At 66.8% G+C, this 12,863-nt stretch carries 9 protein-coding genes; 6 read left to right on the top strand and 3 right to left on the bottom strand.

The genetic code is table 11. From position 1 onward, the window contains the following. The first annotated feature begins 124 nt into the window (after positions 1-124). The 4 genes from ACH107_RS03085 to ACH107_RS03070 all read left to right on the top strand — a co-directional run bounded on the left by ACH107_RS03085 (position 125) and on the right by ACH107_RS03070 (position 4,430). A complete protein-coding gene (locus ACH107_RS03085; protein ID WP_412504598.1) occupies positions 125-1,954 on the top strand; it encodes an extracellular solute-binding protein in 1,830 nt (609 codons plus the stop codon). 244 nt (positions 1,955-2,198) lie between these two features. After that, the gene (locus ACH107_RS03080) at positions 2,199-2,852 is read left to right on the top strand and encodes a DsbA family oxidoreductase (protein ID WP_412504597.1); all 654 of its coding nucleotides are present in this window, start codon (positions 2,199-2,201) and stop codon (positions 2,850-2,852) included. Further along, entirely contained in the window at positions 2,842-3,201 is a 360-nt protein-coding gene (locus ACH107_RS03075; RefSeq protein WP_310691746.1) for a potassium channel family protein, read from the top strand. Before ACH107_RS03080 ends, ACH107_RS03075 begins: the two co-directional genes overlap by 11 nt. Then, positions 3,198-4,430: a multidrug effflux MFS transporter gene (locus ACH107_RS03070; protein WP_412504596.1), complete on the top strand. Its 1,233-nt coding sequence runs from the start codon at positions 3,198-3,200 to the stop codon at positions 4,428-4,430. Before ACH107_RS03075 ends, ACH107_RS03070 begins: the two co-directional genes overlap by 4 nt. An 87-nt stretch (positions 4,431-4,517) precedes the next feature. Here ACH107_RS03070 and mfd read toward each other — a convergent pair whose 3' ends face one another. Both mfd and ACH107_RS03060 read right to left on the bottom strand, forming a co-directional pair. Then, on the bottom strand, positions 4,518-7,970 hold the full coding sequence (mfd, locus tag ACH107_RS03065; protein ID WP_412504595.1) for a transcription-repair coupling factor: 3,453 nt from the start codon (positions 7,968-7,970) through the stop codon (positions 4,518-4,520). Positions 7,971-8,016: 46 nt separating this feature from the next. After that, positions 8,017-8,541 (bottom strand): component of SufBCD complex, encoded by a 525-nt coding sequence (locus ACH107_RS03060; RefSeq protein ID WP_412504594.1) that lies wholly within the window; start codon positions 8,539-8,541, stop codon positions 8,017-8,019. A gap of 117 nt (positions 8,542-8,658) precedes the next feature. Here ACH107_RS03060 and hemB point away from each other — a divergent pair, with 117 nt between their 5' ends. Both hemB and ACH107_RS03050 read left to right on the top strand, forming a co-directional pair. Next, entirely contained in the window at positions 8,659-9,651 is a 993-nt protein-coding gene (gene hemB, locus ACH107_RS03055; RefSeq protein ID WP_412504593.1) for a porphobilinogen synthase, read from the top strand. 111 nt (positions 9,652-9,762) lie between these two features. Beyond that, complete coding sequence (locus ACH107_RS03050) at positions 9,763-10,320, top strand: YSC84-related protein (protein WP_310691753.1); 558 nt, start codon at positions 9,763-9,765, stop codon at positions 10,318-10,320. A gap of 24 nt (positions 10,321-10,344) precedes the next feature. On the opposite strand, the gene ACH107_RS03045 is transcribed toward ACH107_RS03050, so the two are convergent. Continuing rightward, positions 10,345-12,750, bottom strand: a complete 2,406-nt coding sequence (locus ACH107_RS03045) for a GcvT family protein (protein ID WP_412504592.1) — start codon at positions 12,748-12,750, stop codon at positions 10,345-10,347. Positions 12,751-12,863 lie beyond the last annotated feature (113 nt).

Below are 12,863 nucleotides of genomic sequence, written 5' to 3'. Positions count from 1 at the left end.
ATCGAGCAGTGCCTTCCTTATATGCAATCCGCCGCCGCGATCCAAGCTAAAAGTTTGAAAAGACTAACAGCGATCTCTAGGCTTTTGAATGAGGCACACAAGGCGCAGAGGGATTGTCCACGAAATGAGACCAGAGTTTTTCCCCCGACGTGGCCGGATCGCCGCCATTGTCGCCACCGCGCTCATGGTGGCCGGTGCGGCCCAGGCCGAGCCCAAGCATGGCATAGCTATGTATGGCGACCCCGACCTGCCCCCAGATTTTGCGCATCTGCCCTATGCCAACCCCGACGCGCCGCGCGGTGGCGAGATGGTCACGGCCAATATCGGCAACTTCGACAGTCTCAATCCTTTCGTGCGCAAGGGCGCCGTGCCCTGGCAGCTGCGCTTTCTCATGGGCGAGAGCCTGATGGCCCGGTCGCTCGACGAACCCTTCTCGCTGTACGGGCTTCTGGCCGAATCGGTCGAGACCGGGCCGAATCGCGAATGGGTCGAATTCACCCTGCGCCCCGAGGCCGAATTCTCGGATGGCAGCCCCGTTACGATCGAGGATGTCATGTGGTCCTACGAGACTTTGGGCACCAAGGGGCACGGCCGCTACGCCGGGTTCTGGTCCAAGGTCGCCGCCATGGAACAGACCGGGCCACGCTCGGTCCGCTTCACCTTCGACACCGAGGATCGCGAACTGGCCCTGCTGGCGGGGATGCGCCCGATCCTGCAAAAGGCGCAATACGAGGGCGTCGATTTTGCCGAGACCGACGGGTTTGAGCATATCCCCGTGACCTCGTCGCCCTACCTTGTCGGCGATCACGAGCAGGGCCGCTTTGTGGAATTCACTCGCAATCCGGACTACTGGGGCGACGGGGTGGTCCCCTTCCGCAACGGCACCCACAACCTCGACACCCTGCGGATCGAGTATTTCGGCGATGCCACCGCAGCCTTCGAGGCCTTCAAGGTGGGCACGGTGAACTTCAACCGCGAATTCAACGTGGCCAAGTGGGACAGCCAGTATGACTTCACCGCCGTCAAGACTGGCGACGTGGTGCGCAACGTGCTGCCGCACGAACGCCCCTCGGGGATGACAGGCTTCGTGATGAACACGCGCAGCCCGCAATTCGCCGATCTTCGCGTGCGCGACGCCATGCTGCACGCCTTCAACTTCGAATTCATCAACGAGGCGCTGACCGGCGGTGCGCAGCCACGCATCACCTCGTATTTCTCGAATTCGCCGCTGGCGATGCGGCCCGGCCCGGCCGAGGGGCGCGTGCGCGACTTCCTCGAACCCTACGCCGAGCAGATACCCGAGGACGCGCTAACGGGCTATGCCCTGCCCGCCTCGGACGGCACCGAGCGTAACCGCGCCGGCATCACCGCCGCGCTGGACCTGATGGAACAGGCCGGCTGGACGGTGCAGGACGGTGTCATGGCTGACGCGCAGGGCCGGCCCTTCACCTTCGAGATCGTGCTGCAATCGGGCAGCGACGAGACCCAGACGATCATCGACATCTACGTGCAGGCGCTCGACCGGCTGGGCATCGCGCCGACCGTCACGGTGATCGACAGCGCGCAATACCGCGAGCGCCTGGATGCCTATGACTTCGACATGACCTATTTCCGGCGCGGCCTGTCGCTGAGCCCCGGCAACGAGCAGTCGCTTTACTGGGGCTCCGACAGGGTGGACGAACCCGGCGGACGCAACCTCATGGGGGTGGAGTCCGCGGCCGTCGACGCCATGATCGACCGGCTGCTCACCTCCGAAAGCCAGCAGGACTTTCTCGCCGCGACCCGGGCGCTGGACCGGCTGCTTACGACCGGGCGCTACGCCATCCCGATCTACCAGTGGAACGTGACCCGCATCGCCCACGACAAGAGGCTGCACTATCCCGAGACCATGCCCATCTTCGGCGACTGGCCCGGCTGGCAGCCCGATGTCTGGTGGTGGGACGCGGAGGAATAGCGCACCGCGCGCGCAGGTCGTCTGGGGCCTGCGCACTTGCACGCGCACCGCCGCGGGGATAGCCCAGCACCCTGCCCCTGTGCCCCTGTCAACATGGCCGCCCGAGGCCAAGCTTGCCGCTTTTGCGTCTCGCAGCCCGGCCGGCTACAAGGGCCCGAGGCTTTTCATTCATCGCGCCGCCCTGCCCATGGCGCCAACAACAAGCTCTTGCGCCGCGCCCTGCGGCCAGAGTGGGAGACCGACCATGGTCAAGCTTGATATCTTCTCGGACCCTGTCTGCCCCTGGTGCTACATCGGAAAGACCAACCTGGACACGGCGCTCGCACAGGTGGGCGACCACCCCTTCGAGATCGAATACCACCCGTTTCAACTCAACCCCGACATGCCGCCCGAGGGCATGGACCGGCGCGCCTATCTTGACGCCAAGTTCGGCGGCCGCGAGGGCGCGGTGAAGGCCTATCTGCCGGTGCAGGACCATGCTGAGAAGGCCGGGCTGACGATCGACCTCGAGGCCATCGCGCGCACGCCCAACACGCTGGACGCGCACCGCCTGATCCACTGGGCCGGGATCGAGCACCGCCAGGCCCCCGTGGTGCAGGCCCTCTTCGAGGCCTATTTCACCGAAGGCCGCGACATCAGCGATCGTGACACGCTGTGCGACATCGCCGACAGCGCCGGGATGGACGCGGGCGTGGTGTCGCGCCTGCTGGCCGCCGGGGCCGATGCCGAGGAGATCCGCAACCGCGACACCGAGGCCCGCAAGATGGGCGTCCAATCGGTGCCCACCTTCATCGTCGCGGGCCAGCACGCGGTACCCGGCGCACAGCCGCCCGACCTCTGGGTCCAGGTAACGGGCGAGATCATGGCGAAACTCGGGGATGCGGGCGATGCGCAATGACGGTCTCTGGATCCTGGTCGGCACGCTCGCAGGCCTGATCGGGGGCGGCACGGTCTTCTATCACATCGTCGAAGACTGGTCCTGGGTCGACAGCTTCTTTTTCACGGTGGTGACACTTTCGACCGTGGGCTATGGCAGCCTTGTGCCGCAAACCGTGATCGGCAAGCTGGCGACGACCGTGTTCATATTCGCCGGGCTGGGTGTCTTTGCCGCCGTGATCCGCCAGGTCAGCAACATGACCGTGGAGCGGCGGATGCGCGCCCGGGCCGAGCTGCGCCAGGCGCGACGCAAGACAGCCGAAGCCGAGAAACGCCTCGAGTCGCTCGAGGGAAAAGGACCCGACGCATGACAGATACCACGGCGGCGCCCGCTGCACCGTCCCCGCCCCGGCGCCTGCCGACGCCGGAGTTCATCGCGCTCACCGCGATGCTCATGGCCTCGATCGCCTTTTCGATCGACGCCATGCTGCCCGCGCTGCCCCAGATCGGCGCCGAGCTTTCGCCCGAGGCCCCCAACCTGGCGCAACTGATCGTGACCAGTTTCGTGCTGGGCATGGGGCTGGGCACGATCTTCACCGGGCCGCTCTCCGACCGCTTCGGGCGCAAGCCGGTGGTGATCGGGGGCGCGCTGATCTATTGCGCCGCGGCGCTGACCGCCTATTTCGCGCCGACGCTGGAAACCATGCTGGCCGCGCGGGTGCTGCAGGGGCTGGGCGCCTCGGCGCCGCGCGTGGTGGCGCTGGCCCTGGTGCGCGACCTATACGCCGGGCGCGGCATGGCCCGGATCATGTCCTTCGTGATGATGATCTTCTCGTTGATCCCGGCCATCGCCCCCAGCCTGGGCGCCGTAATCATGGACCTCTCGGGCTGGCGCAGCATCTTTCTGGCCTTCGTCATCTTCTCGCTGATCGGCATGACCTGGCTGGGCCTGCGCCAACCCGAGACGCTGGCCGCCGCCGACCGTCGCCCGCTGCGGCTCTCGGTGCTTTGGGCGGCCATCAAGGAGATGGCGGCCCACCCCACCGTGCGGCTCTCCATCGCGGTGCAGACCCTGGCCTTCGGCATGCTCTTTGCGACAATCAGCTCGATCCAGCAGATCTTCGATCTGACCTATGGCCGCGCCGAGAGCTTTCCGCTGTGGTTCGGCGGGATTGCCCTGGTGGCCGCCTCGGCCACGCTTCTCAATTCGCAGATCGTGATGCATTTGGGCATGCGGGCCATCGTCAAGGCCATGTTCACCGTGCAGATCGGCCTGTCGGCGCTGGCGGCCTGCGCGATCTGGACCGGGGTCTTCGGCGCGCTGGAGTTCTACCTCTACGTCTTCTGGACGACCTCGCTGTTCTTCCAGGCCGGGCTGACCCTGGGCAACCTGAACGCCCTGGGGATGGAGCCCATGGGCCATATCGCCGGCATGGCCGCCTCGATCATGGCCTCGATCGGGACGGTGGGCGCGGTGCTCATCGCGGTGCCAGTGGGGCTGGCCTTCGACGGCACGCCCCTGCCGCTGGCGCTGGCTGTGTTCGTCTGCGCGACACTGGCCCTCTGGCTGACCACGATGATCCGGCGTGACACGGACTGAGCGGGGCGGACGGCCGTCACCGCGCGGTGACGACACCGCGCCCTCCTGCGTCCCCGCAGGAGGGTAACGGGCCGTCGACGGCCCGTTTCACGCCGCCTGCGCTTCTTTCACCTTCTTGGCCAGGTCCTGCGCGATGGCGAAGGCGCCCTTGATCTTGTCGCTATCGCGACCCCAGTCGCGGCGCACGACGATCTTGTTGTCCTTGACCTTGGCCAGGCCGCGCTGATCCTTGATGAACTGCACCAGCCCCTCGGGCGAGGCGAACTTGTCATTGTGGAACCGGATTGTCGCGCCCTTGGGCCCGCCGTCCAGGTGGCTGATCCCGGCGCGCTTGCACATGGCCTTGATCCGCACCACCAGCATCAGCGTGTTGACCTCCTTGGGCAGCGGTCCGAACCGGTCGATCAACTCGGCGGCGAAGCCCTCCAGCTCGACCTTGGTCTGCAGCCCCGACAGGCGGCGATAGAGCCCCAGCCGCACGTCAAGGTCGGGCACATAGTCCTCGGGGATCAGCACCGGCACGCCAAGGTTGATCTGCGGCGCCCACTGTCCATCCTCGACCATGGTGGTCTCGCCCGCCTTGATCTTGGCGATCTGCTCTTCCAGCATCGACTGGTAAAGCTCGTATCCCACCTCGCGCATCTGGCCCGATTGTTCCTCGCCCAGCAGGTTGCCGGCCCCGCGAATATCCAGATCCTGGCTGGCCAGCGCAAAGCCCGCCCCCAACGTGTCGATGGAGCCCAGCACGCGCAGGCGCTTTTCGGCCTGGGGGGTCAGGCGCTGGCGCGGCCGGTAGGTCAGATAGGCATAGGCGCGCGTCTTGGAGCGGCCCACCCGGCCCCGGATCTGGTAGAGCTGAGACAGCCCAAACATGTCGGCGCGATGCACGATCATGGTATTGGCGGTGGGAATATCCAGCCCCGATTCCACGATCGTCGTGGCCAGCAGAACGTCATACTTGCCGTCGTAGAAGGCGTTCATGCGGTCGTCCAGCTCGCCCGCCGCCATCTGGCCATGGGCGGTGACGACGCTGACCTCGGGCACCTCGTCGCGCAGGAAGGCCTGGATCTCGGGCAGGTCGGAGACACGCGGCACCACGAAGAAGCTCTGCCCGCCGCGATAGTGCTCGCGCAGCAGCGCCTCGCGCAAGGTGACGGTGTCGAACTCGCTGACATAGGTGCGGATGGACAGCCGGTCCACCGGCGGGGTGCCGATCACCGACAACTCGCGCACACCCGACAGCGACAGTTGCAAGGTGCGCGGGATCGGCGTCGCCGTCAGGGTCAGCACGTGGATATCCGTGCGCAGCTGCTTGAGCCGTTCCTTGTGCTGGACGCCGAAGTGCTGTTCCTCGTCGATGATCAGCAGCCCCAGGTTCTGGAACTTCACGCTCTTGGCCAGCAGCGCATGGGTGCCCACAACGATATCCGCTGTACCCTTTGCCATGGCGTCGCGGGTCTCGGCGGCCTCCTTGGTGCCGACGAAACGCGACAGCGCCCGCACGTTGACGGGAAATCCGCGAAAGCGGTCGGCAAAGCTCTGGTAGTGCTGGCGCGCCAGCAGCGTCGTGGGCGCGATCACCGCGACCTGCACCCCGGACATGGCGGCCAGGAAGGCGGCGCGGATCGCCACCTCGGTCTTGCCGAAGCCCACGTCGCCGCAGATCAGCCGGTCCATGGGCCGGCCCGATTCCAGGTCCTCGGTGACGTCCTCGATAGCCTGCAGCTGGTCCTCGGTCTCCTGGTAGGGAAAGCGCGACAGGAACTGGTCCCACATGCCCTCGGGCGGGGTCATGGCCGGGGCGGTGCGCAACTCGCGTTCGGCGGCCACCCGGATCAGCCGCTCGGCCATCTCGCGGATGCGTTCCTTGAGCCGCGCCTTCTTCGCCTGCCAGGCGCCACCGCCCAGCTTGTCGAGCAGGCCCTCCTCGTGGCCGTATTGCGACAGCAGCTCGATGTTCTCGACCGGCAGGTAAAGCTTGGCGGCCTCGGCATATTCCAGCACCAGGCATTCATGCGCGGCCCCGGCGGCACTGACCACCTCGAGCCCCAGATAGCGCCCGATGCCGTGATCCACATGGACCACGAGGTCGCCCGGAGTCAGCGCCTGCGTCTCGGTCAGGAAGTTCTCGGCCTTGCGCCGGCGCTTGGTCTGGCGGATCAGCCGGTCGCCCAGCACGTCCTGTTCCGAGATCACCGTCAGACGGCCCGCGTCCTCGGGCGCCTCAAAGCCGTGTTCCAGCGCCCAGACCGCGAGATGCAGCCCGTGGCGACCGACCCGGGTAAAGTCCGTCACCGGGATCGCCTCGGCCAGGTTCTCGTCCTCGATCAGGCCGGTCAGCCGCTCGCGCGCGCCATCCGAGTAAGAGGCGATGACCACCGGCCCATCTTCGAGTTTCGAGCGAATATGATCGGCCAAAGCCCCGAAAAGACTGAGACTTTCCTGCTGGCGTTCGGGCAGGAAATTGCGGCCCACGCGGCCGCCCGCGTCGATCACGCCCGGCCCGGTGGCCTGCGGCAGGGCCAAGAACTGCAACCGCCGCATCCCGGTGGTGGCCGCCTCCCAGGCCTCGGGGTCGAGGTAAAGCGTTTCGGGCGGGGCGGGCTTGTAGACGGTATCGACCCGGCCCGTGGCCGCCATCGCCTCGCGCCGGGCGTCGTATTGATCGGCGATCGTGTCCCAGCGTGCCTGCCGCTGCGCTGCGCTGTGATCGTCCAGCGTGATCGTGGCGCCGGGCAGGTAGTCAAAAAGCGTTTCCAGCCGGTCATGGAAGAAGCCCAGCCAGTGTTCGATGCCCTGATGCTTGCGGCCGGCGCTGACCGCCTCGTAAAGCGGATCGTCGCTGCCCGCCGCGCCGAATTCCAGCCGGTAATTCTGCCGGAACCGGGTGATCGCGGCCTCGTCGAGGATCACCTCCGAGACCGGGGCGAGGTCGACCTTGTCCAGCTTTTCCGTGGTCCGCTGGCTGGCCGGATCGAACCGCCGCGCACCATCGAGGACATCGCCGAACAGGTCCAGCCGCACCGGCCCGGCATGGCCCGGTGGGTAGATGTCGATGATGCCGCCCCGGATCGCGTAGTCGCCCGGCTCGGTCACCGTGGGGGCCTGTGAAAAGCCCATGCGCACCAGAAAGCCGCGCAGGGCCTCCTCGTCGATGCGCTCGCTCACGCGGGCGGTGAAGGCGGCCTCTTGCAGGACCTCGCGGGCGGGGACGCGCTGGGTCGCGGCGTTGAGCGTCGTCAACAGCACGAAGCGCTGCGGCATCTCGTGAACAAGCGCGGCCAGCGTGGCCATCCGCGCGGCCGAGATATCGGCATGGGGCGACACCCGATCGAAGGGCAGGCAATCCCAACCCGGAAAATGCAGCACCGGCATGGCGGGGTCGAAGAAGGCCAGCGCGGCGCGCATGGCCGCCAGCCGCTTGTCATCGCGCGCGACGTGCACGACGGGCCCGCCTTGCCGGGCCACTTCCTGAAGAACCAGGCGGGCGTCGTGCCCCTCGGGGGCACCGCCCACGGTGATATGATCGGGTGCAGTCATAAGCGCCTCACCTACCCCGCTGCCGCGTCGTGTCAATTCGCAATGATCAAAAGCCGGGGCTGACGGCCAGGTTCTGGTACATGCCGAACATGGCGGTGACGAAGATCGAGATCATTCCGATCACCTGGGTCGTGACCCGCTGCCGGATCAGGTGCCGGTGCAGGTCGTCGCCGGCGGGCTGTTCGCGCGCGATGCGGCGCGCCGCGGCCAGGCTGAGCGCGCCCACGATCGACAGCGGCAGCGCCAGCAGGAACGTCGCCTGCGCGAACTCGACGCCGTACCAGAACGCGAGGATCGCAAGCGAGGTCAGCACGAAGGCCAGGCTGCCCAGCAGCACCAGCCCCGAGACCTTCGCGATATGCAGCAGCCGGTCGACGTTGATACGCACCAGCAACTCCAGATCGTCCTGCGCCTTGCCCCCATGACGTCGGGCGCGGGTGATCATGTCATGAGGCACCCCCAACACCCAATGGCTGGCCGCGGTCCAGATGACAGCCAGCCCGATCCAGAACCAGAGGTTCGAGAACGAGCGCATGTCGATGACTTCGAAAAGGGTGGTTGTCCAGTTCACGGGGTATGGCAGCCTGTTGTGTTTTGCGGCAACCTAGCGGTGCACCCCGGCAATGCCCAGCCTTGAGCCAGGCAAATATCGGGGCGATCCCGCAGGTGTGACTGAAAGGCCAAGACCATGACCCTGACCCGATTTCCCGCCGCTCGGCCGCGCCGGCTGCGTGCCACGCCCGCCCTGCGCGCCATGGTGCGCGAAAGTGCCCTCACACCGGCCGATTTCATCTGGCCCGTCTTCGTGATGGCAGGGCGTGACGCCGAGGACCCGGTGCCCTCGATGCCCGGCGTGGTGCGCCGCACGGTGGACCGTGTCGCCCGGGCCGCCCGCCAGGCCGAGGCGCTGGGCATCCCGGCCATCTGCGTCTTTCCCTATACCGCGCTCGAGGACCGGACCGAGGATTGCGCCGTCGCCTGGTCGCCCGACAACATCGCCAACCAGGCGATCCGCGCCATCAAGGATGCCGCCCCGGGCCTGGCGGTGATGACCGACATCGCGCTGGACCCCTACAATATCAACGGCCAGGACGGCTATGTCCGCGACGGCGAGGTGGTCAACGACGAAACCGTCGCCGCCCTTGTGCGCATGGCCCTGGCCCAGGCCGAGGCGGGCGCCGACATCCTCGGCCCCTCCGACATGATGGATGGCCGGGTGGGCGCCATCCGCCAGGCGCTGGAGGCCGAGGGCCACCAGAAGGTCACGATCCTGTCCTATACGGCCAAATATGCCAGCGGCTTTTACGGCCCCTTCCGCGACGCGGTGGGCGCCTCGGGCGCGCTCAAGGGCGACAAGACCACCTATCAGATGGACCCGGCCAATTCCGAAGAGGCGCTGCGGCTGGTCGCCCGCGATCTGTCCGAGGGCGCCGACATGGTCATGGTGAAACCGGGGATGCCCTATCTCGACATCTGCCAGCGCGTGAAAGACCGCTTCGGCGTGCCCACCTTCGCCTACCAGGTCTCGGGCGAATACGCGATGCTGCGGGCGGCGGCACAGAACGGCTGGCTCGACGGACAGGCGATCATGATGGAAAGCCTCATCTGTTTCAAACGCGCGGGCTGCGATGGCGTGCTGACCTATTTCGCACCCGAAGCCGCAGAGGTGCTGGGCGGCTGACTCCCGCACGGATCCGTTCCGCGGCATCTTTGTGCTGACAGACCGGCCCCGGTTCCCTATACTGTGATGCAGAACGAGGCGGATACCGCCCGACAGGCACGAGGCGACATCATGAGCACTTTTTCCAGACGCGGCTTCGCGCTTGGCGCATTGGCCACCACAACGCTTGCCGCGTGCGGCAACGGGATCGGGTCGCGCGGGTCCGACCGGATCGACTCCCGCGTGAACACCACCCTGACCTTCATGTATGACACCTATCCCGGCACGCGCGACCTGTCCGAAAAGGCCGCCGGCATGCTGGTCATGCCGCTCGTGACCGAGGCCGGCTTCGGCCTTGGCGGCACCTACGGGCGCGGCGCGCTGCGGATCGGCGACAGCACCGTCGATTATTACGCCATCACGGGCGGCAGCGCCGGGTTGCAAGTGGGCGCGCAGCAATACTCCCATGTGCTGTTCTTCATGACCGAGGAGGCGCTGATGGATTTCCGCACCTCGCCCGGCTGGGCACTGGGGGCCGATGCCGAATACGCTGTCAAGGCCGATGGCCGCAACCTGCGGGCCGAGACGACGACCTCGCTCGCGCCGGTGATCGCCGTGATCTTCGCGCAGGCCGGTCTGCGCGTGGGCGCGACGCTGGAAGGCACCAAGTATACGCGCATCATCCCATAATTTCAGCGGCTTGGCGCGCGGTGTTCATGCGCGCAGCCGGTCGCCCTTCGGATCGAAGGGCGGTTCGGCCAGCACCACGCCGCGATGGGGCTTGCCCAGGATCATGACGTCGACCTCCTGCCCCGGTGCCACGCCGGACAGGTAGCCAAGCGCCAGAGACATGCCCACGGAATACCCGTAGGTGCCGCTTGTCACGCGGCCCACGGGCGTGCCGTCGGGCAGAAAGATCGGCTCGCCGCCACTGGCATCTGCGCGGTCCACCTGCTGCACGTGGACCAGTCGCAACTCTTCACGCGGCGCATTATCCTTGACCTGCAAGTAAGCGGCCTTGTTCAGGAAATCCTTGTCCATCTTGACCAGGCGGTCGAGGCCCACCTCCTGCGGCCAGTATTCGGGGCTGTATTCGCGGCCCCAACTGCCATAACCCTTTTCGACCCGCAGCGACATCAGCGCGCGGCTGCCGACCGGCCCGCCGCCCGCGGCCTTGGCTGCCGCCAAAAGCGCCGCGTATAGCTGTGGCTGGTCTTCGGTCGGGCAGTGCAGTTCCCAGCCGAGATCGCCGGTAAAGGACACGCGGAGCGCCAGGCAGCTTACGCCCGCCACCTCCAGCCAGGCCGAGCGCATGAACGGCATGTCCGCCGTGTTGAGAGAGGTATTCGTCAGGCTTTGCAGGGCCTTGCGCGCCAAAGGTCCGGCGATGTTGAAGCCGCACCAGGCTTCGGCCAGCACCTCGAAGGTCGTGCCCTCGGGCCGCGGCACCATGGCCCAGAACCTCTGGTGATACCGCTCGGCCATGCCAGAACCGGTGACCCAGAAGTCCTCATCGCCCATGCGGGTGACGGTAAAATCCCCCGCGATGCCGCCGCGCACCCCGATCAGGGGCGTCAGGCAGGACCGGCCAACCTCGCGCGGCATCCGATTGGCAAAGACGGCATCCAGCCAACCCTCGGCCCCCGGCCCCGCGACCCTGTATTTCGCAAAGTTGGAAATATCAATCACGCCAAGGGTTTCACGGAGCATCTTCGCCTCGCGCCCGACGCTGTCGAACCAGGGCTGGCGGGTAAAGCCGGCGCTGTCGGGCGTGTCGGCATCGAAATAGGCGGGATGTTCCCAGCCATAATTCAACCCGAAGACCGCGCCCATCGCCTTCTGCGTCTCGTAGACCGGGCGCACCCGCACCGGGCGGCCCGCCGCGCGTTCCTCGCCGGGGAAATGGATCGCGAAGCGGTGGGCATACTGGTCCGCGACCCGCGCCCGGGTAAAGGCCTTTTCCGCCCATTTGCCGAACCGGGCCACGTCCCAGGCGAACATGTCATAGCGGCTTTCGCCACTGGTTATCCAGTCGGCCGCCATCAGCCCCATGCCCCCGGACTGGCTGAAGCCCGGAATGATGCCGTTGCAGCAGAAGTAGTTGCGCAGGTCCGGGTGCGGGCCGAACAGGACATTGGCATCCGGCGACCAGATCATCGGGCCGTTGATGACGCGCTTGATCCCCGCCTGGCCCACCGCCGGGACGCGGTCGATGGCGCGCATCATGTTGTCCTCGATCCGCTCCAGGTCGTCGGGGAACAGGTCATGCGCGAAGTCCAGCGGCGTGCCCTCTTCCGCCCAGAAGCGCACGTCGCGCTCATAGGCGCCGATCAGCAGGCCCTGGCCTTCCTGGCGCAGATAGTATTCGCCGTCGCGGTCGGCGACGGAAGGCAGGCGCCGGTCCAACCCGGCGATCTCGGCCATGGTCTCGGTGACGAAATACTGGTGTTCGGTGGGTTGCAGGGGCAATTCGATCCCCGCCAGGCCGGCCACCTCGCGGCCCCAGAGGCCCGCGGCATTGATGACCCAGTCGGTCCGGATGTTGCCGTTCGGCGTCTCGACGATCCAGCCGCCGTCGGGTTGCTGCACCGTCGCCGTGACCGGGGTGAAGCGCAGGATTTCGGCCCCCGCCGCCCGCGCGCCCATGGCATAGGCATTGGTCACGCCCGAAGGGTCCACATTGCCGCCCTCGGGTTCGTACATGATGCAGCGCACGCCGTCGAAATCCACCAGCGGGTGCAGGCGTTCGGCCTCGTCGCGGCTGACCTCGTGGAAGTTCATTCCATAGTAGCGGGCCTTGGCCGCTTGCAGGCGCAACTGGTGCGCGCGGTCTTCCGTCTGCGCGAGGTAGAGCGACCCGGGCTGGAACACGCCGCAGCCCTGCCCCGTCTCGGCCTCGAGATCCTTGTAAAGCTGCATCGTGTAGTGCTGGATGCGGCTGATGTTCGTGCTGTCGTGCAGCCCGTGGATATTCGCGGCGGCGTGCCAGGTCGACCCGCTGGTCAACTCGTCGCGTTCCAGCAGGACAACATCCGTCCAGCCCGCACGCGTCAGGTGGTAGAGGATGGAGCAGCCGATGACGCCGCCCCCGATGACGACGGCCCTTGCATGGGTGCGCATGTGATCTCTCCTTCGGCCGCCAACCTGCGGGGCGGGCGGGCCGATTCCTTTCCACTTCGCGACAGTTCCTGTCGCAACCGGGCTTCCGCGCCCGCGCCCGCGCGCCTAGGCTG

The organism is Roseovarius halophilus (ex Wu et al. 2025) (genome assembly GCF_047086965.1).
Note: the sequence above shows the minus strand (reverse complement) of the source record. Positions and strands in the feature narration are given on the sequence as shown.

What these genes read in the sequence shown, in the direction of transcription:
- ACH107_RS03085 (WP_412504598.1), top strand. Translation starts at nt 125, where the DNA reads ATGAGACCAGAGTTTTTCCCCCGACGTGGCCGGATCGCCGCCATTGTC.
- ACH107_RS03080 (WP_412504597.1), top strand. Translation starts at nt 2,199, where the DNA reads ATGGTCAAGCTTGATATCTTCTCGGACCCTGTCTGCCCCTGGTGCTAC.
- ACH107_RS03075 (WP_310691746.1), top strand. Translation starts at nt 2,842, where the DNA reads ATGCGCAATGACGGTCTCTGGATCCTGGTCGGCACGCTCGCAGGCCTG.
- ACH107_RS03070 (WP_412504596.1), top strand. Translation starts at nt 3,198, where the DNA reads ATGACAGATACCACGGCGGCGCCCGCTGCACCGTCCCCGCCCCGGCGC.
- mfd (WP_412504595.1), bottom strand. Translation starts at nt 7,970, where the DNA reads ATGACTGCACCCGATCATATCACCGTGGGCGGTGCCCCCGAGGGGCAC.
- hemB (WP_412504593.1), top strand. Translation starts at nt 8,659, where the DNA reads ATGACCCTGACCCGATTTCCCGCCGCTCGGCCGCGCCGGCTGCGTGCC.
- ACH107_RS03050 (WP_310691753.1), top strand. Translation starts at nt 9,763, where the DNA reads ATGAGCACTTTTTCCAGACGCGGCTTCGCGCTTGGCGCATTGGCCACC.
- ACH107_RS03045 (WP_412504592.1), bottom strand. Translation starts at nt 12,750, where the DNA reads ATGCGCACCCATGCAAGGGCCGTCGTCATCGGGGGCGGCGTCATCGGC.